The sequence below is a fragment of the Pseudomonas sp. COR18 genome, from assembly GCF_048568395.1.
GTDB lineage: Bacteria > Pseudomonadota > Gammaproteobacteria > Pseudomonadales > Pseudomonadaceae > Aquipseudomonas > Aquipseudomonas fuscovaginae_B.
On sequence record NZ_CP183808.1, the window covers coordinates 4,438,614 to 4,459,558 of the forward strand.

At 64.3% G+C, this 20,945-nt stretch carries 22 protein-coding genes; 16 read left to right on the forward strand and 6 right to left on the reverse strand.

Annotated elements, in window-relative coordinates:
• Positions 1-87 precede the first annotated feature (87 nt).
• Both ACM62G_RS20570 and prfH read left to right on the forward strand, forming a co-directional pair.
• Complete coding sequence (locus ACM62G_RS20570; RefSeq protein WP_419735423.1) at positions 88-1,224, forward strand: RNA ligase RtcB family protein; 1,137 nt, start codon at positions 88-90, stop codon at positions 1,222-1,224.
• Complete coding sequence (gene prfH / locus ACM62G_RS20575; RefSeq protein ID WP_273825762.1) at positions 1,224-1,841, forward strand: peptide chain release factor H; 618 nt, start codon at positions 1,224-1,226, stop codon at positions 1,839-1,841. Before ACM62G_RS20570 ends, prfH begins: the two co-directional genes overlap by 1 nt.
• 84 nt (positions 1,842-1,925) lie before the next feature.
• Here prfH and ACM62G_RS20580 read toward each other — a convergent pair whose 3' ends face one another.
• Entirely contained in the window at positions 1,926-2,681 is a 756-nt protein-coding gene (locus ACM62G_RS20580) for a deoxynucleotide monophosphate kinase (protein ID WP_273825763.1), read from the reverse strand.
• Between the two features lie 217 nt (positions 2,682-2,898).
• Here ACM62G_RS20580 and ACM62G_RS20585 point away from each other — a divergent pair, with 217 nt between their 5' ends.
• The 12 genes from ACM62G_RS20585 to lpxO all read left to right on the forward strand — a co-directional run bounded on the left by ACM62G_RS20585 (position 2,899) and on the right by lpxO (position 14,759).
• Positions 2,899-3,885 carry a DNA polymerase III subunit delta' gene (locus ACM62G_RS20585; protein WP_273825764.1) on the forward strand — a complete coding sequence of 329 codons (987 nt, stop codon included), beginning with the start codon at positions 2,899-2,901 and terminating at the stop codon, positions 3,883-3,885.
• A 35-nt stretch (positions 3,886-3,920) separates the two neighbouring features.
• Positions 3,921-4,277: a PilZ domain-containing protein gene (locus ACM62G_RS20590; RefSeq protein ID WP_017905754.1), complete on the forward strand. Its 357-nt coding sequence runs from the start codon at positions 3,921-3,923 to the stop codon at positions 4,275-4,277.
• 14 nt (positions 4,278-4,291) lie between these two features.
• Complete coding sequence (locus ACM62G_RS20595) at positions 4,292-5,074, forward strand: TatD family hydrolase (RefSeq protein ID WP_419735424.1); 783 nt, start codon at positions 4,292-4,294, stop codon at positions 5,072-5,074.
• Between the two features lie 417 nt (positions 5,075-5,491).
• Positions 5,492-6,130, forward strand: a complete 639-nt coding sequence (locus ACM62G_RS20600; protein WP_010447155.1) for a TetR/AcrR family transcriptional regulator — start codon at positions 5,492-5,494, stop codon at positions 6,128-6,130.
• A gap of 237 nt (positions 6,131-6,367) precedes the next feature.
• Entirely contained in the window at positions 6,368-7,336 is a 969-nt protein-coding gene (locus ACM62G_RS20605; RefSeq protein WP_054056832.1) for a GTP 3',8-cyclase MoaA, read from the forward strand.
• Between the two features lie 225 nt (positions 7,337-7,561).
• The gene (locus ACM62G_RS20610) at positions 7,562-8,167 is read left to right on the forward strand and encodes a DUF4823 domain-containing protein (protein WP_054056833.1); all 606 of its coding nucleotides are present in this window, start codon (positions 7,562-7,564) and stop codon (positions 8,165-8,167) included.
• Between the two features lie 17 nt (positions 8,168-8,184).
• Positions 8,185-8,748 carry a DUF1285 domain-containing protein gene (locus tag ACM62G_RS20615; protein ID WP_054062989.1) on the forward strand — a complete coding sequence of 188 codons (564 nt, stop codon included), beginning with the start codon at positions 8,185-8,187 and terminating at the stop codon, positions 8,746-8,748.
• Between the two features lie 257 nt (positions 8,749-9,005).
• On the forward strand, positions 9,006-9,719 hold the full coding sequence (locus ACM62G_RS20620; RefSeq protein WP_419735425.1) for a GntR family transcriptional regulator: 714 nt from the start codon (positions 9,006-9,008) through the stop codon (positions 9,717-9,719).
• Positions 9,716-10,720 (forward strand): ADP-ribosylglycohydrolase family protein, encoded by a 1,005-nt coding sequence (locus ACM62G_RS20625; protein WP_419735426.1) that lies wholly within the window; start codon positions 9,716-9,718, stop codon positions 10,718-10,720. The genes ACM62G_RS20620 and ACM62G_RS20625 overlap by 4 nt, the downstream gene beginning before the upstream one ends.
• A 109-nt stretch (positions 10,721-10,829) precedes the next feature.
• Positions 10,830-12,296, forward strand: a complete 1,467-nt coding sequence (locus tag ACM62G_RS20630; RefSeq protein ID WP_273825767.1) for a purine-cytosine permease family protein — start codon at positions 10,830-10,832, stop codon at positions 12,294-12,296.
• A gap of 12 nt (positions 12,297-12,308) precedes the next feature.
• A complete protein-coding gene (locus tag ACM62G_RS20635; RefSeq protein WP_273825768.1) occupies positions 12,309-13,265 on the forward strand; it encodes a PfkB family carbohydrate kinase in 957 nt (318 codons plus the stop codon).
• Between the two features lie 594 nt (positions 13,266-13,859).
• Positions 13,860-14,759 carry a lipid A hydroxylase LpxO gene (lpxO, locus tag ACM62G_RS20640; protein WP_054061103.1) on the forward strand — a complete coding sequence of 300 codons (900 nt, stop codon included), beginning with the start codon at positions 13,860-13,862 and terminating at the stop codon, positions 14,757-14,759.
• 77 nt (positions 14,760-14,836) lie between these two features.
• Here lpxO and ACM62G_RS20645 read toward each other — a convergent pair whose 3' ends face one another.
• Positions 14,837-15,439 (reverse strand): hypothetical protein, encoded by a 603-nt coding sequence (locus ACM62G_RS20645; protein ID WP_273825770.1) that lies wholly within the window; start codon positions 15,437-15,439, stop codon positions 14,837-14,839.
• 151 nt (positions 15,440-15,590) lie between these two features.
• Positions 15,591-16,457 (reverse strand): LysR family transcriptional regulator, encoded by an 867-nt coding sequence (locus ACM62G_RS20650; RefSeq protein ID WP_273825771.1) that lies wholly within the window; start codon positions 16,455-16,457, stop codon positions 15,591-15,593.
• Between the two features lie 109 nt (positions 16,458-16,566).
• Here ACM62G_RS20650 and ACM62G_RS20655 point away from each other — a divergent pair, with 109 nt between their 5' ends.
• Both ACM62G_RS20655 and ACM62G_RS20660 read left to right on the forward strand, forming a co-directional pair.
• On the forward strand, positions 16,567-17,145 hold the full coding sequence (locus tag ACM62G_RS20655; protein ID WP_273825772.1) for a DUF4865 family protein: 579 nt from the start codon (positions 16,567-16,569) through the stop codon (positions 17,143-17,145).
• A gap of 193 nt (positions 17,146-17,338) precedes the next feature.
• The gene (locus ACM62G_RS20660) at positions 17,339-17,824 is read left to right on the forward strand and encodes a GNAT family N-acetyltransferase (protein WP_273825773.1); all 486 of its coding nucleotides are present in this window, start codon (positions 17,339-17,341) and stop codon (positions 17,822-17,824) included.
• A 127-nt stretch (positions 17,825-17,951) separates the two neighbouring features.
• Here the strand turns inward: ACM62G_RS20660 and ACM62G_RS20665 are convergent, their stop codons facing one another.
• The 3 genes from ACM62G_RS20665 to copC form a co-directional block, all read right to left on the reverse strand.
• Positions 17,952-19,322 carry a gluconate:H+ symporter gene (locus ACM62G_RS20665; protein ID WP_419735427.1) on the reverse strand — a complete coding sequence of 457 codons (1,371 nt, stop codon included), beginning with the start codon at positions 19,320-19,322 and terminating at the stop codon, positions 17,952-17,954.
• A gap of 294 nt (positions 19,323-19,616) precedes the next feature.
• Positions 19,617-20,468, reverse strand: a complete 852-nt coding sequence (gene copD / locus ACM62G_RS20670; RefSeq protein ID WP_419735428.1) for a copper homeostasis membrane protein CopD — start codon at positions 20,466-20,468, stop codon at positions 19,617-19,619.
• A gap of 4 nt (positions 20,469-20,472) precedes the next feature.
• Positions 20,473-20,847, reverse strand: a complete 375-nt coding sequence (gene copC, locus ACM62G_RS20675) for a copper homeostasis periplasmic binding protein CopC (RefSeq protein WP_419735429.1) — start codon at positions 20,845-20,847, stop codon at positions 20,473-20,475.
• Between the last annotated feature and the right edge of the window lie 98 nt (positions 20,848-20,945).

Sequence of the window (20,945 nt, forward strand, 5' to 3'; positions counted from 1 at the left end):
ACTGAACCGTCCGGTTCGGGACCGTATTGCGCCTGCGCGCTCGCCGCGCCAGGCCGTCGGCGTCCTGCCGGATGGATGGGACTATTCATGGGCAATTGCATGCAAACCCTGTCCGAGACCGTCACGCTGCTGGCCTCGGACGACACCTGGATCGAGGGCACCGCGATCCAGCAACTTCACACCACCGCTGCGCTGCCGGGCATGGCCCGGGTGGCCGGCATGCCGGACCTGCACCCCGGTCGCGGCTATCCGGTGGGCGCGGCTTTCTTCTCCGTTGGCCGCCTCTATCCGGCCCTGATCGGCGGTGATATCGGCTGCGGCATGGCGCTGTGGCGAACGGACCTTGCCGTTGGCAAATTGAGCGCCGACAAGCTGGACAAGCGACTGGGCAACCTGGATCGCCCGCTGGACGAGGACTGGCGCGAGCGGGTGGCGGCGCTGGGGCTGCCGGCCAATGGTTTCGACGCCGCGCTGGGCACCATCGGCGGCGGTAATCACTTCGCCGAGCTGCAGCGGGTGGAGCAGATTTACGACACCGAACGCACCGCCGCGCTGGCGCTGGACCCCAAGCGCCTGCTGCTGTTGGTGCACAGCGGTTCGCGCGGCCTGGGCCAGGCAATTCTGCGCGAGCAAGTGGACCGGCACGGCCACGCCGGTCTGCTGGAGGGCAGTGCCGATTTCCTCGCCTACCTGGCCCGCCACAACGAGGGCCTGCGCTTTGCCGAGGCCAACCGGCGGCTGATTGCGCAGCGCATGTTGGAGCGCTTGCGCGCCAATGGCGAGCCACTGCTGGACGTCAACCACAACCTGGTGTCGCCGGCCCGCATCGGCGGCCTCGACGGTTGGTTGCACCGCAAGGGCGCGACGCCGGCGGATGCCGGCCTGGTGGCGATTCCCGGTTCGCGTGGGGATTTCACCTACCTGGTGGAGCCGCTGCCCAGCGAGCTGAGCCTGTTGTCGCTGGCGCACGGCGCCGGCCGCAAGTGGATGCGCAGCGAGTGCAAGGACCGGTTGTCGCGGCGTTTCAGCCCGGCGCAACTGATGCGCACCCGCCTGGGGGGACATGTGATCTGCGAGGATCGGCAGTTGATCTACGAGGAGGCGCCGGAGGCCTACAAGCCAGTGGACAGCATCGTCGACACGCTGGTCCGGGCCGGCCTGGTGCGACCGCTGGCACGGTTGGCTCCGGTGTTGACCTATAAAACCCGCGGGGAGTGCTGCTGATGATTCTGCTGCAATTTTCCGCTGCCCAGGGACCGGAGGAATGCTGCCTGGCGGTGACCAGGGCGCTGGGGCGCTTGCAGGTGGAAGCCGAGGCGCAAGACGTACGGTTGCAACTGCTGGAGCAGGAGGCAGGCCCGCGAGCGGGTACGTTGCGTTCGGTGCTGCTGAGTCTGGAAGGCTCGGACGCCGAAGCGCTGGCAGCGCAATGGACGGGTACGTTGCAGTGGCGGGCGACCAGCCCCTACCGGCCGCGCCATCCGCGCAAGAACTGGTTCATCGGTGTGGCGCGCTGCCCGGAGCCGGCCTTGGGGCTCGAAGGGGAAATCCGTTTCGAGACCCTGCGTGCTTCCGGTCCCGGCGGCCAGCATGTCAATCGCACCGAGTCGGCGGTGCGGGCTACCCACCTGGCCAGCGGTATTAGCGTCAAGGTGCAGTCCGAGCGCAGCCAGCACGCCAACAAGCGGTTGGCGCTGGGCCTGATCGCGCTGAAGCTGGAGGCGTTGGCGCAGCGCGACGCGGCCGATGCACGGGCCGCGCGGCGTTTGCTGCACCACCAGTTGGAGCGTGGCAACGCCGGACGGGTGTTCGTTGGCGAGCGGTTCGAGCCGCTGGGTTGAAGCCGCGAGGGGGGGGCGGCGGGCTTGCCGGCCCCTTCGCTGGCAAGCCAGGCTACTATAGGGGCGTGGGCTGCGGCAGGATTATCAATGTGCCTGTTGGGCGGTCTTGTGGTGTTGCCAGGCTCGTATCACCGTCTCCTGTAGCTGTTCGAGGCTGCCGTCATTGACGATCAGCACATCCTCGGGCAGGCGCGCCACGCCCAGTTCGGAGGAGTGGGCATTGACCCGCTGCAGGTTGGGGCGGGCGATGTGCCAGATGACGCCATGGTGTTCGCGCAGGTACCGGGCTTCGTTCTCGAAGCGGATGTCCTTGATGATGATCGTCGAGGCGCTCGCCGGCAGGGGAGGACGGCGCTTGAGCGGGGTCAGCGGCAGCTGGCCGCGTTTGGCCGCATAGTCGGGGTCGAAGGCCAGGGCGTGCCGTTCGATCAGGGCAACGGCATCCCGTGGCGAAATGTCCCAGCTCGGATCGACTTGTGCGTAATGCTGTGGGTCCCAGATCTGCCCATCGGAAAAATCGAAGAAGGCCTGGGCCGCCAGGCGGAAGGGGGCGTCGGTCGCGGACAGGTCCGCGGTGCCCGACCAGGTGCTGTCGTCCCGCGGTGGATTGATCTCGCGATCCGCCCGCTGCAACCAGTGGTCTGGGTTATGATTGCGCATCCACTCCGTGCCGACCTGCTGGAAGAACTCGCGCGGGGAACGGTTCCACAGGTCAATCCTGCGCTCTTTTACTGTATCGTCCCAGGTTTGTTCATCGCTCAGGCCGAAGAGGGCCTGGCAGCCGACCTTGAGCGGATCGGCCAGGGCGAAGGCGGCAGTTTCCGCCTGTGCGAGCAGCATTGACGCTACCGTGTCCTTGCCGGATCTGGCGAGTGCGGCGAGCCCGATGATGGTTCTCAAACTGTTGCTCCTGAAGCCTTGCCAGGGCGACCGGCGCGGACGGCCTCCCTGTTCACCTGTTGTCGAAAGGATACCCATACTGCTGTGTTTAGATTTTTTATCAAGATAAAACAACAGGCTGGCGCACCACGGGGCGTGATTGCGACGGGGTTGCAGCATGGCTGAAGCCTATCCCTGGCAGGACACCCTCTGGCAGCAACTGGCCGGCCGTACCCAGCATGCCCATGCCTATCTGCTGCATGGCCCGGCCGGGATCGGCAAGCGCGCGCTGGCCGAGCGGCTGATGGCGCTGCTGCTGTGCAAGAGCCCGGCGGGCCTGGAGGCTTGCGGGCAGTGCAAGTCGTGCCTGCTGCTGGCGGCCGGCAGCCACCCGGACAACTACATCCTCGAGCCCGAGGAAGCGGACAAGGCGATCAAGGTCGACCAGGTGCGTGACCTGGTGGCGTTCGTCGCCCAGACCGCGCAACTGGGGGGACGCAAGGTGGTACTGATCGAGCCGGTGGAGTCGATGAACATCAATGCCGCCAACGCCCTGCTCAAGAGCCTGGAAGAACCGTCCGGCGATACCGTGCTGCTGCTGGTCAGCCACCAGTCCAGTCGGCTGCTGCCTACCGTGCGCAGCCGCTGCGTGCAGCAGGCCTGCCCGCTGCCGGGCGAGGCGATGAGCCTGCAATGGCTGGCCACGGCCTTGCCCGACTGCAGCGAAGAGGAGCGGATGGAACTGCTGACCCTGGCGGCGGGCTCGCCACTGGCGGCCGCGAACCTGCAGGCCCAGGGCGTACGCGAGCAACGGGCGCAGGTGGTCGACGGGGTGAAGAAACTGCTCAAGCAGCAGATGTCGGCGACTCAGCTGGCCGAAGGCTGGAACGCCATTTCGCTGTTGCTGCTGTTCGACTGGTTCTGCGACTGGTCGAACCTGATCCTGCGTTATCAACTGACCCAGGACGAGGAGGGCCTCGGCCTGCCGGACATGCGCAAGGTGGTGCAGTACCTGGCCCAGAAGGCGTCGAGGGAAAAGGTCCTGAATATCCAGGACTGGATCCTCGCCCAGCGCCAGAAAGTTCTGAGCAAGGCCAATCTCAACCGGGTACTGCTGCTTGAGGCCCTGCTGGTGCAGTGGGCCGCTTTGCCTGCTCAAAACTGAGGTAGAATCGACTTATCCGCATTTCGGGAGTCCGCATGAACGAACCTATTGGTCCTGGCCCGCGCAACGGCATCCTGTCATTGACCATCAAGGACAAGTCGGTGCTGTACGCGGCCTACATGCCCTTTATCAAGAACGGCGGCCTGTTCATCCCCACCAACAAGAGCTACAAGTTGGGCGACGAGGTGTTCATGCTGCTCAACCTCATGGACGAGCCGGAGAAGATTCCGGTCGCCGGCAAGGTCACCTGGATCACTCCCAAGGGCGCCCAGGGCAATCGCGCCGCCGGTATCGGCGTGCAGTTCAATGACGGCGACAACACCGCCCGCAGCAAGATCGAAACCCATCTGGCCGGTGCCCTGAAGTCCGACCGTCCCACTCATACGATGTAGTTGCCACCTTTCCCATGCTTGTAGATTCCCATTGCCACCTCGACCGCCTGGACCTGACCGCGCACCAGGGCTCTCTGGACGCCGCCCTGGAGGCGGCGCGCCAGCGCGGTGTCGGTCATTTCCTGTGCATCGGCGTCAGCGCCGACAACGCCGCCGAGGTGAAGGCCCTGGCCGAACGTTATGCCGATGTCGACTGTTCGGTCGGGGTGCACCCGCTGGACGTCAAGCCCGACGCGACCCCGGCCCTCGACTGGCTGCTGCGCGAGCTCGATCATCCGCGGGTGGTTGCGATTGGCGAAACCGGCCTGGACTATCACTATGAGCCGGAGGCGGCCGAGGTCCAGCAGGCATCTTTCCGCCTGCACCTGGAGGCGGCACGCAAGACCGGCAAGCCGGTGATCGTGCATACCCGCGGTGCCCGTGCCGATACCCTGCAACTGTTGCGTGAAGCGCAACTGCCCCAGGCGGGCGTGCTGCATTGTTTCACCGAGGACTGGGATATGGCCAAGGCCGCGCTGGACCTGGGTTTCTATATCTCGCTGTCGGGCATCGTCACCTTCCGCAATGCCGATGCGCTGCGCGATGTGGCACGGCAGGTGCCGGCCGACCGTCTGCTGGTGGAAACCGACTCGCCGTACCTGGCACCGATTCCCCATCGCGGCAAACCGAACCTGCCGCAGTACGTGCGGGAAGTGGCGGAATACCTGGCGATGTTGCGGGGCGTGCCTTACGAGCGTTTGGCCGAGCAGACCACCGGGAACTTCAAGCGACTGTTTCCGCTGGCGCATGTGGCCTGAGGGTTCGCCGGCTCGAATCGCAGGCAAAAAAAACCCGGGTTCTGGGGGTGAATCCGGGTCAAGACCATTAGGAGTAAAACAAAGGCGCGCGGTCCATTGGCACCTTTATCGACGTGACACTTGGGGGATATGCCCGTCGACATTTGAAGTATTGGTCAGTATCGCGGTACGTCCAGTCAGGCCTGCTCATTTTTTAAACAGATTTGGAATACATCCGCTTCCCTTGAGTTCTCACATGTTCAGCCGGGGCGCGGGCCTTGTCGTAGAGCGACGCAGCGTGACCCGAACGAAGACTTTTTGACTGGCGAAGGCTGATTCGTCGACAGTGAAAACGAAAAGCCGCTGATGATTCGTGCAATTTGGCGCGGCTCAGGCATAATACTTCGCTTCGATTTTGCCCCTACAGACCTTTTTCTTATGCACAAAGAACCCCGTAAGGTCCGTGAGTTTCGTCGCCGCGAGCAGGAAATTCTCGATACCGCGCTAAAGCTGTTCCTCGAACAGGGTGAAGACAGTGTCACCGTCGAGATGATCGCGGATGCCGTCGGTATCGGCAAAGGCACCATTTACAAGCACTTCAAGTCCAAGGCGGAGATCTACCTGCGCCTGATGCTCGACTACGAGCGCGACCTGAACGAGCTGCTGCACTCGGCCGACGTCGACAAGGACAAGGAAGCACTCTCCCGTGCCTACTTCGAATTCCGCATGCGCGACCCTCAGCGCTACCGGCTGTTCGACCGCCTGGAAGAGAAGGTGGTCAAGGGCCACCAGGTCCCGGAGATGGTCGAGGAACTGCACAAGATCCGCGCCTCCAACTTCGAACGCCTGACCCTGCTGATCAAGGGCCGTATCAGCGAAGGCAAGCTCGAGGACGTTCCTCCGTACTTCCACTACTGTGCCGCCTGGGCGCTGGTGCACGGCGCGGTCGCGCTGTACCACTCGCCGTTCTGGAGCAACGTGCTGGAAGACCAGGAAGGCTTCTTCCAGTTCCTGATGGATATCGGCGTGCGCATGGGCAACAAGCGCAAGCGCGACACCGATCATTCGGTAGCCTGAGCTCTATACTTGTCACTGGAAGGGACTTCCGAGAAACAACTTGCCAAAACCTGATTTTGGAGTCAGGTTTTGGCGGGTGCGGTGTCTTGATGTCACGCTGCACCTGTAGGAGTCGGCTTGCTGGCGATAGCGACCTGTCAGTCACGGATTTGCCGTCTGACATCCTGCCATCGCCAGCCAGCCGGCTCCTGCGGGGTCCGAGTCTGCAAGTTTCCAAGTCCTCCGTCGGAGTGTCCCATGATCGTTGACCGTCAAGGCAGGCGTTTTCGCAATCTGCGTATCAGCCTGACCTCCGCCTGCAACTACGCCTGTACCTACTGCGTGCCCAATGGCAAGCGGCTGGTGGCGGCCCAGGACGAGTTGTCGGCCGAAGCGATGGCGCGTGGGGTTGCCTACCTGATCGAGGCGGCGGGCATCGAGCGGCTGCGCATCACCGGTGGCGAACCGCTGGTCAGTCCAAAGCTGGAGGCCTTCATGGGCGCGGTGGGCAAGCTGGGGCTGGACGACATCAGCCTGACCACCAACGGCCAACTGCTGGCGCGCAAGCTGCCGCTGCTGCTGGAGGCGGGGATCCGGCGGATCAACGTTTCCCTCGATACCCTGGATGCGGATGCCTTTCGCGGTATCGCCCGGGGCGGCGACCTGGCCAGCGTGCTCGATGGCATGGAGCAGGCGCGGGCGGCCGGGTTGAAAATCAAGGTCAACATGGTGCCGTTGCGCGGGCAGAACCTGGACCAGGTGATGCCGCTGCTCGACTACTGCCTGGCGCGCGGTTACGAGCTGCGCTTCATCGAGCTGATGCGCATGGGGCATCTGGCCAGTGACCACAACGCCTTTCTTCAGCAGTTCGTCAGCCTCCAGCAGTTGCTGGAGTTGATCGGCGAACGCTACGCCTATTTGCAGGCCAATGCGCCGGTGGATGCCACCGCGGTGCGCTACGAGATTCCCGGTCGCGGTCATTTCGGGGTGATCGCCAACGAAAGCGTGCCGTTCTGCCGCACCTGTTCGCGCTTGCGGCTGTCTTCCACGGGGTGGCTGCATGGCTGCCTGTCATCGAGCAACCGGCATTATGTCGGCGACCTGCTGGACAAGCCGCGCCATGAGGCCCTGCCGGCGTTGCAGCGCCTGCTGGTCCGGGCGTTGGGCGACAAGCAGTCGGTGGCGTTTTCCGGTGGCGCGACGGTGATGAAGATCATTGGTGGGTGATCGGCCGGGCTTCCTGTGGGCCCCGTTCGCGGATGAATCCGGCCCCCAGGGGGCACTGCGGTGATCACCAATCTTGTAGATGCCTCACAAACCCGTGGGCACCGGATTGATCCGCGAACAAGGCCGCCGCTGTCCTGCAAATCCCGACTCCCCATCAATCTGGCGCGGAAGCTGCATCCTGGGGCTGTTCGCCGGTTTTCCGTCACCGGCCTCTGGAGGATTAGGATGCGTAGCCTGGTTATGCTGCTGGCGCTGTTGGCGCTGGGCGGCTGCATGAAAGTCAGCGATCTGGGAGAAGGGGCTCGTTATCAGATGAGCGACGCAGGGCTGCTCGATCATAGCGATACGCGCCGCATCCACTCGTTCCGCATTCAGCCGGACTCCTTTATCTACATCGCCCAGGGCGCGTTCGCCCCGCCCGGCAGCGCCTACCCACGGCCCAACGTGGTGGCCGAAGAAGCCTTCAACGGCTTCGTCGAATACTTCCCGATGGTCCGCCGCGCCCGCGCCCCGGTCGGCCTCGACCAGGCCATGGCCGAGGCCCGTTCGGCCGGTGCCCACTACCTGCTGTACACCCGTTTCGCCAAGGCCGACGACCGGATCGGCAACTATGACGAATGGGCCGACCAGGAAGCTGTCGACCGCCTTGGCGTTGACACCGGGGTGATCCAGATCATGCTGATCGAGACCAGTACCCAGTACCTGATCGACACCGCACGGATCAGGAGCCGTGGCGGTTTACTGACGTTCCATGACAACAAACCGCAAGACCTGATCGCCAAACCGCTGGCAGAATATGCCCGTAGCCTGCTGGGCTTGAGCGATCAGTAAGTCATTTTGGAGCGGACATGAGTGAATCAGGCAAGGCCAACGACCTGTTGGCGCAGATCCCCGGGACGGAAAAGGGGCTGCCGCCGGTTCACCTGTGGAACCCGGATTTCTGCGGCGATATCGACATGCGCATCGCCCGCGACGGCACCTGGTACTACCTGGGCACGCCGATCGGGCGCAAGCCGATGGTCAAGCTGTTCTCCACCATCCTGCGCCGCGAGGGTGACGACTATTTCCTGGTCACCCCGGTGGAGAAGGTGGGCATCAAGGTCGACGATGCGCCGTTTGTCGCGGTGACCCTTGAGGTGCAAGGGCAGGGTGAGGCGCAGCAACTGCGTTTCACCACTCAGGTCGACGAGCAGGTGACGGCCGGTGCCGAACATCCGATCCGGGTGCTGATCGATCCCCACAGCGAAGAGCCGGCACCCTACCTCCTTGTGCGCAGCAACCTCGAGGCGCTGATTCACCGCAATGTGTTCTACCAGTTGGTCGACCTGGCGGTGACGCGGCAGATCGATGGCCAATCCTGGTTGGGCGTGTGGAGCGGCGGCGAATTCTTCCCCATTGGCCTTGAGCCCTGAGGCCTCCCGGAACCGGGTTTTTGTGCGCTTTCTTGCTGTCGCCCTCTTGTAGGAGCAGGGCTTGCCCGCGAAAGCGGCCTTGAGATCGCCAGGAGCTTCGCGGGCAAGCCCTGCTCCTACAGACCCCGGTGGCCCGTGGGCCAGTCCGTTCCCGCAGGCTGCGCAGGCCTCCTGAACCCGTTCGTCAGACCACCATTCATCTTCCGGCAAGATAAATTTCTTGCAGCCAGACCGCTGTTTCGGTTATCAAATTGTACATGATTAGACATGTACGATTTGACAAGAAAAAACGGGTGGTCGATGAGCTCATCCGGCGCATCGAAAGCGGTCTTCTCGAAGACGGCTTTCTGTTGCCGGGCGAGCATCAGTTGGCCGAAGAATTCTCGGTGAGCCGTGGCACGCTGCGCGAAGCCCTGGCCGAGCTCAAGCGACGCAACTACATCGCCACCCAGAGCGGCGTCGGTTCGATCGTCACCTACGACGGCATGACCCTCGACCAGGGGGCCGGCTGGGCCCAGGCCCTGGCCGATACCGGCGCGCGTATCGACACCGAGATCCTGCGCTTTGAGGCCGTGCGTCGGCCGGACCTGCTCAGCCGCTACGGCACCGAGCAGTTCATCGCCCTCGACCGGCGTCGGCGCGACCCCGAAGGGGTCGTGGTGTCCCTCGAATATTCGCTGATGCCGGCCAGCGGCGGCCTGGAACGCCTGCCCGAAACCGGCCTGATCGACGACTCCCTGACCATCACCCTGGCCGCCCATGGCTTCATCGGCCAGCACGGCGACCAGTGGATCGGCGCCGAACCCCTCGGCGAAGTGGAAGCCGAACGCCTGGGCCGCCCGGTCGGTACGGTCTTCCTCAAGGCCCTGCGCACCACCTACGACCGCCAGGGACGTTTCATGGAGCAGGTCGAAAGCCTGCTCGACCCCCAGCATTTCCGCCTGCACCTGGCTTTTGGAAACCCGACATGACCCCGACCAGCCGCGCCCTTGGCGCTTTCTACGGGCTGGCTCTGGGCGATGCCCTCGGCATGCCGACCCAGTCCCTGAGCCGCGCGCAGATCCAGGCGCGTTTCGGCAGCATCCGCACCCTGGTGGAGGCCGGCCCGGATCAGCCGATCGCGCCGAACATGCCCGCCGGCTCCATCACCGACGACACCGAACAGGCGATCCTGGTCGGTCAGTTGCTGATCGATGGCCAGGGCCATATCGAGCCCGCCGTGCTCGCCGAACGGCTGATCGCCTGGGAGGCGGTGATGAAGGCCAAGGGTTCCCAGGACCTGCTGGGTCCCTCGACCAAGCGGGCGATCGAAATGATCCTCGCCGGCCACAGCCCCGAAGAAGCCGGCCGTTACGGCACCACCAACGGTGCGGCGATGCGCATCACGCCGGTGGGGATCGCCGCCGACATCGCCCGGCCCCAGCACTTTATCGACGCGGTGGTGCAGGCCTGCCAGGTGACCCATAACACCACCCTGGGCATCGCCAGTGCCGCGGCGGTGGCCGCGGTGATCTCCAGCGGGATCAATGGCAAGGGCCTGGTGCATGCGCTGGAGGCCGGCACCGAGATGGCCTTTGTCGCCGAGCGGCACGGGCACTGGGTCGCCGGTGGCCGCATCGGCCCGCGCCTGCGCTGGGCCCGGCAGCTGGTCGCCGATTGCGCCGACTCGGCACTGGCCGACCTGCTCTACGACGTGGTCGGTACCTCCGTGGCCAGCCAGGAGTCGGTGGTGGTCGCCTTTGCCCTGGCCCAGCGCGTGGCCCGCGGCCAACTGAGTGCCTTTGACGCCATCTGCCTGGCCGCCAGTATCGGCGGCGACACCGATACCATCGCCGGCATCCTCGGTGCCATGCTCGGCGCCTGTGACGGCCTGGAGTGCTGGCCGGCCGAACTGATCGCGCAAATCATCGAAGTCAACGGTCTGGAACTGGTCCCGCTGGTCCAGGGCCTGATCGCCTTGCGTACCGCCTGACGCAACAACCCGCAATGGATTGCAGACCGCCGGGGCTGAAGGGGCGCACGTTCCCCCACGCCTCGTGCATTGCCCACAACCACAACAATGGCATCAGGAGCAGAACAACATGACCTCATCAAACGCCGGTCAAAGTGCCGGGCAGTTGGAAACCCGCGGCATCGAGCCGGCTCCCGAGGCCGAGTGCAATGGCCATCCCCTGCAACTGTTCTGGGTCTGGTTCGCCGCCAACATCAGCATCCTCGGCTTGCCGCTGGGCGCCACCCTGGTGGCCTTCCGTGGCTTGGCGATCTGGCAGGCGATCATCGTCGCAATCATCGGTGCGGCGGGTTCCTTCGCCGTGGTCGGGGTCATCTCGATTGCCGGCCGTCGCGGCCGTGCACCCAGCCTGACCCTGTCACGGGCGATCTTCGGGGTACGCGGCAACATCGGTCCGACCCTCGTCTCGCTGATGTCGCGCCTGGGCTGGGAAACGGTCAACACCACCACGGCGGCCTTCGTGCTGCTGTCGCTGTGCTCGATCCTGTTCCACTCGCCGGTCGAGGCCAAGAGCGCGCCGCTGCTGACGCTGTTGTTCATCGCCATCTTCGTGCTGCTCACGCTGTGCGTCTCGGGTCTGGGCCATGCGACCCTGCTGGTGATCCAGAAATGGGCGACCTACGTGTTCGGCGCCCTGAACATCCTGGTCGGCGGTTTCCTCTGCGCCACCATCGACTGGAACGCGGTGTTCAATGCCACGCCGGCCCCGCTGAGCGCGATGATCATCGGCATCGGTACCATGGCCGCCGGCACCGGAATCGGCTGGGCCAACGCCGGCGCGGACATGTCGCGCTACCAGCACAGGAGCGTCAAGGCCGGCCGCCTGGTGGCTTCGGCGGCCTTCGGTGCAGGTATCCCGCTGGTGTTGCTGATCACCCTCGGCGGGCTGCTGTCGGTGGGCAACCATGACCTGGCCCAGGCCAACGACCCGATCATCGCGATCCGCGACATGCTGCCGACCTGGATGGCGGTACCGTACCTGATCACCGCCTTTGGCGGCCTGCTGCTGTCGAACAACCTGTCGGTGTATTCGGCGGGCCTGACCACCCTGACCCTTGGCCTCAAGGTCAAGCGCGTGCATGCGGTGATCGTCGATATCGTGGCGATCTTCGCCGGCTCCATCTACTTCATGCTGATCGCCGACAGCTTCTACGGTCCGTTCATCACCTTCATCTCGCTGCTGGCGGTACCGATCACCGCCTGGGTCGGGATCTTCGTGGTCGATCTGCTGCACCGCCAGTACTACAGTGCCAGGGACCTGATGAACGTCGGGCCGGGCAGCGCCTACTGGTATCGCGGCGGCGTCGAGTGGCGTGCCTGCGGTTCCTGGGCCGTGGCCATCGTGCTCGGCTTCAGTTTCACCACCATCGGCACCACGGCGCAAAACGTCTGGTTCCGCGGTTTCCTGTCCGACTCCTGGCTGGGCCACAATGGTTTGGGCTGGGTCGTCACCTTCCTGGTTGCAGGCGGTCTCTACGGCCTGCTGGGCGGCGCGGCGGACCGTCGTGCCGCCTTCGTGGAAAATGCCAATGGCTGAGGATGGCTGCCTGTGAGACGCAACCCCCGATTGCTGCATACCGGCCAGGTCATCGTCGACCTGGTCATGGCTGTCGACCAACTGCCCGGCAGCGGTGGCGATGCCCTGGCCCATTCGGCCACCTTCGAGACCGGTGGCGGTTTCAACGTCATGGCCGCGGCGCAGCGCAACGGCCTGCCGGTGGTCTACCTCGGTCGCCATGGTACCGGCCGTTTCGGCGACCTGGCCCGTCAGGCGATGACCGCCGAAGGCATCCGCATGGCGCTGGAGCCTGATGCCCGGCGCGATACCGGGCTGTGCGTGGCCGTGACCGATGCCAGCGCCGAGCGGACCTTCATCTCTCATATCGGGGCCGAGGGCGGCTTGTCGGCCGAGGACCTGGCCCGGACACAGGTCAGCGGCGACGACTACGTCTATGTCAGCGGCTACAGCCTGCTGCAGCCGAACAAGGTCCAGTCGCTGCTGGACTGGCTGCTGGCATTACCGCGCGAGGTGGTCGTGGTGTTCGATCCGGGGCCGTTGGTGGGCTCGCCGGAGGTTGCGCCGATGGCTGCCTTGCTGCCGCGCATCGATATCTGGACCAGCAACGCCGATGAGGCCCGGCGTTTCACCGGGACCGCGCAGATCGGCAGGGCGCTGGAAGGGTTGGGCCGGTTGCTGTCGGAACAGGCGCTGCTGCTGGTGCGTGATGGTCCGCAGGGTTGCTGGATCAGCCGGGCAGGGCAGGTCGAGCAGGTGCCGGGCTTCAAGGTGCAGGCCGTGGACAGCAACGGTGCCGGCGATGCCCATGCCGGGGTGTTCATCGCGGCGCTGGCCAACGGCCTTACGGCCAGCGAGGCGGCTCGACGGGCCAATGCCGCAGCCGCCATTGCGGTCACCCGCTGGGGGCCGGCGACGGCGCCGGGGACAGGGGAAGTCGATGCGTTGCTGGTGGCGCAAGGAGATATTGCCGGGCAGCCGAGCCGCTGATACCAGCACAACGTGACAGCGTGCTGACATGCAGACGTCGGTCTGGCCGGCTGTCGATGAAGTAGCGCGCCCTCACGGGGTTTGCACCTTCGTATTGCCAGAGCAGTTCGTGGGTTTCTCCCGCTCGGTGTTCATACAGGGTCACGGTCTGTGTGTAGGCTTCCACCCCGCTTGCCTGGGAGCGTGCGCCGACACATAGAGAGGGCAGGGAATGCTTGTCGCTGTTCATCGCTGTCTCCTTTTCCGTCTGGTGAGCCACGTCCTTTGCCGATTCCGGACGGGCACCCCGGATTTAGCGCTGAACAGGGCGGTTTGCCTAGCTGTCAGAAATGACAGGTGCCTGGTCTTTTCAGCGCTTCACCGGGCGGCGAAAGGGACGCTGTTCGCGGCGGGTCGATCCATGAAAAATTGACGGAGATCCATACTGTGGGTGTTTTCCGGGCGGGTTGAACAGGAAACACTGGAAACCGGCGCGGCTGCTGTTCTACCCTACTGCGTTAGCTTCCCTTTCCCGACACCAGGATTCCGGTTTCTGCCCCGGGCCACCTGTGTGCACAAAGGGCAGCGTTCTTCCCGACTCTTGTGACGACGCCTGTGAAACTCATCATCATTGCTGTTTACGTACTGTCCATCGCGTATGTACACCTGCGCGGCCAAGTCCGGCACAAGCTGGGCCGCCAGTTGAGCGACCACTCCAGCTTCCTGGCCCCGATCAACTGCTTCCTCTACCTGTTCTCGAAGATTCCGAGCCGCCCCTACCTGGAGGTCAAGGACTTCCCGGAATTGAAGCCTCTGCAGGACAACTGGCAGGAAATCCGCGAAGAGGCCCTGGCGCTGCTGCGCGCGGGTGAAATCAAGAAGTCCGAGCGTCCCGATGACGTGGGTTTCAACTCTTTCTTCAAGACCGGCTGGAAACGCTTCTACCTGAAATGGTACGGCGACAACCACCCGTCGGCCCTGGAGTTGTGCCCGCGCACCACCGAACTGCTCAACAGCATCGGCACGGTCAAGGCGGCGATGTTCGCCGAACTGCCACCCGGCTCGCGGCTGGTTCGCCATCGTGATCCCTACGCCGGCTCCCTGCGTTATCACCTGGGGCTCGAAACTCCGAACGATCCGGGCTGCTACATCAACGTCGACGGCCAGAACTACCACTGGCGCGACGGCGAGCCGGTGATGTTCGACGAGACCTTCATCCACTACGCGGAAAACACCACCGACAAGGACCGGGTGATCCTCTTCTGTGACGTCGAGCGGCCGATGCAGTACCGCTGGGCGGCGGCATTCAACCGCTGGTTCAGTCGCAACGTGATGGCTGCCGCCGCGGCGCCGAACGGCGACGGCGACAAGACCGGCGGGATCAACAAGGCCTTTACCAAGCTCTACGGCATCCGCCAGCGCGGCAAGGCGCTGAAGAAGACCAACCGCACGCGCTACTACCTGGAGAAGTGGGCGATCTTCGGTGGTCTGCTGGCGTTGTTCCTGCTGATCTAGTACCGCGATCCAGGGTGATGAAAAAGGCCGGGCTCCTCACAGAGTCCGGCCTTTTCTGTAGCTCTACAGTGAATCGATCAGATGCCATCCTGCGGATGCAGGGTGCGCTTGGCCAGGTCTTCGGCGCTCTTTTCCTGCCAGACCTTCCAGTACTCGACGCGTTTCTCTTCAACGCTGCCCTTGTTGTTCTCGAACCAGGACAGCGACTTCGGCGAGTTGCCGACCAGTTCGGTGTCCTTGATCAGGTTGTCGACTTCCTTGCTGCCCTTGGCGAACTCGGCCTTGCTGTCGGAACTGACCGGCCACAGCGAGAAGCGGGCTTTCCAGGCGCCCATGCGCGGTGTCACCACGCTGTAGTAGGTCTTGCCCGCAGCCAGGTCGGCTTCGAGGAAGTCGGCGGCTTCGGAAACCACCATGAACGTGTGCTTGCCCGGGGTGGTCGGGTAGTTGATCTTGCTGCCGTTGGCCATGATGCCGATGAATTTGGTCTGGCCGCCGGTCACGTCATACAGCGACGCATCGATGATCTTGCCGACGAAGGAGGAGCGCATGAAGACGACCTGCGCGGAGTTTGGTTCGGCGTTCGGGATGGTTTGCGTCGGGGCCACCTGCATCGGGTTGCCGGCACAGCCGCCCAGCAGGGCGGCAGCGGCCAGAAGGCAGGCGTGGATAATGCGCATCGATTGCTCCTTGGTCTTGTATTCCAGTGGTTCCCTACTCAGGTGCGCCGCGGCAAGGCAATGCTCGCCGCTCCGGGCATCTCTCAGGCCCGCCCTTTAAAGCATGAAGGCAATTGGCTATCAAGCATTTTCGGTTTTGCCGGAGCGGCCGTCAGCGCTCCTGTACCCCGCGAAATGCCGCACTCAAGGCCCGCAGTGTTTCCTGCGAGCGGGCATCCGTCGGGCGTGCATGCAGGATGATCTCCGTCATCGGCAGGGGCGGCAGCCCCCATTGTTCGCCGACTTCGATTGCGCCGGCCGGTGCCACCCGCTTGGCCAGGGCGGCGACGCCGAGGCCGGCGCTGACCGCCGCACCCACCGCCATCACGCCGCCACCGACGAAGACTTCGGTCCAGGCGATCGCCGCCTCGTCCAGCACCCGCACCGCCAGTTGCCGCACGCCACAGGGCGAAGCCATAGTCGCCAGGCGCAGGACACTGCCCGGGGTGTGCTGCCAGGTGGGGGAGGCGAACCAGCCGAAGCGCTCGACCACCAGCACCTCACCGTCATGCCGCTCGCCTTCGCTGCGCACGATGGCTGCATCCAGTTCGCCGCGGTCGAAGGCCGCACTCAAGTCCCGCGACGAGCCGATGCGCACCTCGATGATCAACAGCGGGTCGTATTGCGCCAGGCGGCTGAGCAACAGTGGCAGGTCCGGGCCGGCCACATGGTCGCTGATGCCGATGATCAGCCGGCGGTTCTCAGGCGCCTCCATGTCGCCCAGGGCTCGCTCATGGGCCAGCAGCAGGTGGCGGGCGGCCTGGATGAACTGCTCGCCGCGGGGCGTCAGTTGCACGTGGCGTGGGGTGCGCTCCAGCAGGCGATAACCCAGGCGTTCTTCCAGGCGCTTGAGCTTCAGGCTGATGGCCGCCTGGGAGGTGTCCAGCGCCTGGGCCGCCCGGGTGAAGCTGGCGAAGTCGGCGATCAGCACAAAGGCCTGGACGGTATCGAGATCGAGAGGTCTGCCGATGTCTGCCATATCCATCTCTTATCACACATATATTGGAGGATATCTTGTTGTAATTATCGACCTTGCGCAAGCTGGCTCCGGGTTATCCACATCCGGTCATTGCCGAAGGAGCGCAGTCATGTTTGCCAAACAATATTCACACCGCTTGCCCGCCAACTACGACATGGAGCTGATCCGCCGCCGCGCCAGGGAACTGGGGCCGCGCTGGGACGGCACCCCAGGCATGCTGTTCAAGGCGTTCATTGCCCGCGAGCGGGGTGTGTTCGCCGCCACGGACAATCTCTACGCGTCGGTCTACCTGTGGGCTGACCCGCAGGGCGCCGCCCATTTCCTGATGGACGAGCGTTTCCAGGTGGTCATCGATTCGTTCGGGCGGCCGCAGGTCGAGTCCTGGCTGCCCTTGGAATTCAGCTTCGGCCCGGCGCGCGAGGCGAAGGCGCTGTACCGGGAGGAGTGGGCGATCGAGCCGCAGACCGATCGTATCGGCTTGCTGGCGGCCGAGAGAGAGCGGAGCCAGGCGATCCTGAGCCGGGAGGATACCCTGGCGTCCTTCCTGGCATTGGATGCGGCCAACTGGCGGCTGCTGCGTATCACGCTGTCGTCGGCCGCCCCGGATCGCAGCCGGGGAGGGCAGGTCTACGAAGTGCTCTACCTGGCGCAGTCCGATCTTGAGAGCCTGCGCCATGGGCGCTCATGAGCAGGGCCCGGAGCACCTTCGGCCCATGGCGATGTTGCTGGCCCATCTGCAGGGACTGGCAGTAGGCGCCTTGCTGATCCTGGGGCTGACGCTGCTGGCCTGTCTGCTGTTGCCGGCGAATTTTCGCTGAAGTGTTTCAAGTGGCGACACAATCCGAATAGCATGGGCGACTTCATCGATTCTGGAAGCGCCCATGTCCCTCGAAATACGCGAAGCCCGGCCCAGTGATGCGCCGCAGATCCTGACCTTTATCACCGAGCTGGCCGAATACGAACGGGCCCGCCACGAGGTGATCGCCAGTGTCGTGGACATCGAGCGCAGCCTGTTCGGCGAAGGCGCCACGGCCCACGGCCTGATCTGCCTGCGCGATGGCGAGCCGGTCGGTTTCGCGGTGTTCTTCTTCAGCTACTCGACCTGGCTGGGCCGCAATGGCCTGTACCTGGAGGACCTGTATGTCTCGCCCCAGCAGCGCGGCGCGGGGGCGGGCAAGAAGTTGCTGCGGCACCTGGCGAAGATCGCCTGTGCCAATGACTGCGGGCGCCTGGAATGGAGCGTGCTGGACTGGAACGAGCCGGCGATCCGCTTCTACGAGTCCATCGGTGCGCAACCGCAGAGCGAGTGGGTGCGCTACCGGATGGATGGCGAAGTGCTGAAGAATTTCGCCTATTCAGAGGACTAGGCCAGCCCAGGGGCCTTGTTCGCGGTTGAATCCCCACAGGGTGGGTGGTGTGCACAAGGTGTGCGTCCGGGCGCTCACTGTGTGAGCAGGATTTATCCGCGAAAGCGCCAGTCCAGGCGCTGCTGACCTACTGGAACCACTGCCACAGCAGCAGGGTTCCGATCAGACCAACCACCGAGACGATCGTCTGCAGCACCGACCAGACCCAGATCGTCTGCTTGAGCTGCAGGCCGAAGTACTCGCGCACCATCCAGAACCCGGCATCGTTCACGTGGCAGAAGAACACCGAGCCGGCGCCGATGGCCAGGGCCACCAGTGAGCTTTGGGTCGTCGCCAGGCCCGCCATCAGCGGCGCGAGGATGCCGGCGGTGGTGGTGGTCGCCACGGTGGCCGAGCCCGTCGCCTGGCGCAGGGCCACGGCGATCAGCCAGGCCAGCAGCACATAAGAGAGGTGTGCGCCGCTGGCGACCTTGCTGATGGTGTCGCTGATGCCGGCTTCGAGCAGCGTCTGCTTCAGGCCGCCACCGGCCCCGATGGTCAGCAGCAATACGGCAATCGGCGCCAGGCTCTTGCGCAGCACTCCACCGACCTGGTCACGGGCCATGCCGATCGACCAGCCCAGGCAGATCACCGCCGCGATTACTGCAATGCCCAGGGCGATCAGCGGTTCACCGAGAAACTTCAGGGTGATCGCCAGGCTGCCTTGCGGTGCCATGGCGACCTTGGCCAGCGTGCTGCCGAGCATCAGCAGCACCGGCAGCAGGATGATCAGCAGGGAGATGGCAAAGCCCGGTTTGCGCCGGGTTTCGATCTTGGCGGTGAACAGCGCGCCGAGTTCGGCCGGTTCCTGTACATCCAGGCGTTTCGACAGCCAGATGCCATATAGGGGGCCGGCAAGAATCACCGCCGGTACGGCGATGCACAGGCCCAGCAGCATGGTCATGCCCAGGTCGGCATGCAGTGCGCTGACGGCGATCAGCGGCCCGGGGTGCGGAGGCATCAACGCATGCAGTGTGGTCATGCCGGCCAGGGCCGGGATCGCCACCTTGAGCAATGGCTGGCCGGACTGCCGGGCGATGACGAAGATCACCGGCACCATCAGCACCAACCCGACTTCAAAGAACAGCGGCAGGCCGATGACCATCGCCACCAGCGCCATGACCCAGGGCAGAGCCTTGCCTTTCGCATGACGCAGCAGGGTCGAGGCGATCCGGTCGGCGGCGCCGGATTCGGCCATCAGCGCGCCGAGCATCGCGCCCAGGGCAATGATGATCCCGGCTTCGCCGAGCAGACTGCCGGCACCCTTGCTGAAGGCCTTGGCGACTTCTTCCGGCGGCAACGCCGCACCGAGCCCGGCAACGAAGGTACCGATCAGGATCGACAGGAAAGGCGGCAGTCTGGTCAGGCTGATCAGCACGATGATGCTGGCTATAGCGGCCAGGCAGCAGAGGATCAGGCGGGTGTCGTGGGCGAGCCACGCGGCATGTGAAAGATCCAACGGAAACCCCTTATTGTAATATCTTGTTACGTGTTTCCAGGGAATATACCTGAAGGATTCATATAGATGACTATCTGAGTTGGTTTTTTTGTCCATTGCGCCTGAATGGACGATGAGTGGCCTGGCCGCTGCCCGCTTCACAGGCAAGCCTTGCTCCTACAGGTTGTGGCAGGGCGTGGTCATGAAGTTCGATACGGACCTTGTAGGAGCCTGGCTTGCCAGCGAAGAGGCCCTCAAGCACGCCAACGGCTTCGCAGGCAAGCCTTGCTCCTACAGGGTTGTGGTGTGTGCAGGTCAGTTCATCAGCACGGGCGGCAGCGTGCCCAGCAGCGACACCGCGAGAATCGCGCCAAGGCCCAACAGCCATTCGAGAGTGACGCTGCGCCGCAGCATCGTGAAGCGCCCACGACGGCTCATCACCAGGTTGAACAGGGCCAACCCGAGCATCAGCAGGACCACCAGCACCTTGGCCAGCAGGATTAACGCAAAGCCCTGCAACAACGGTGTCGGCCAGAGGGCCCCGGTGAGCACGCGGACGTTGACCAGGCCGGTGACGACGATCACCGCGACCATCAGATAACCCAGATTGCTGAAGCGTCGCAGGATCCGCTCGAGGTCATGCCCGGCCGGGCGGCTCAGCACCAGGGCCAGCAACATCAGGCCGCCGATCCAGGCGCCGACCCCGCTCAGGTGCAGCAGTTGATTGAACATCAGCAACTGCCCACCCAGCCCGTCGAGCATGGCGCCATGACCCACCGGTGCCAGGGTCGCCAGTTGCAGGAAGGCCAGCAGCAGGCTGATCGTGGGCGGTGCGTTGGCGCCAAGGGCGATCAACAGCAGCAGGCTCAAGCCCAGGTGCCAGGTCCAGACCTGGCCGAAGAACGTGCTACCCAGCACCAGTAGCAGGGTGGGCAGGCGGATGGCGTCCGCCCCGTCATCGGTCATGCCGACGGTGGTCAGCATCAACCAGGCCGTCGCACTGAGCAAGGCCAGCCCGGCCATCCAGCGGCGCGCCCTGAGCAGGCGTGAATCGAGCGCGGTGTCGGGCGTCAAACCGATCAGCAGGGGCCTGAACAGAGAGGCCCCGAACAGCGACAGGACCATGGTGAAATGCACGAAACGACACAGGACCATGGCATCCGGCATGAACTCAGTTGCTCACCTTGAAGCCGTAGCTGCCTTCACTCTTGTGGGTATCGACCGAGACCGCATGCCAGTTGACCTGGTAGTCGCCCGCCTTCAGGGCGGCCGCCGGGGTCACGATCAGCACCTTTTTGTCGGCCGGATCGGTGGCGATGCCTTTCAGCGCGACCTTGCCATCGCCATTGCTCAACTCGACCTTCGTCAACGCCGCCTCGACGCCTTCGCTGAATACCAGGCGCAATTCGCTCGGGGCGCTGACGGTGCTGTCGGCTGCCGGGGTTTCGCTTTTCAGGTGGGCATGGGCGAACGCGGAATCGGTCGCGGCGAAACCGCCGAGCAGGACAACGGTGCCGAGGAATTTTTTCAGGCGGGAAGATGACATCGATCAGTACCTTGATGATGGGAACAGGTGAGGATGCCGCGCAATGGCATGGAGGCCACAATAGCCGCTATGGACGCGTTTGGCACCTGCAAGACAAA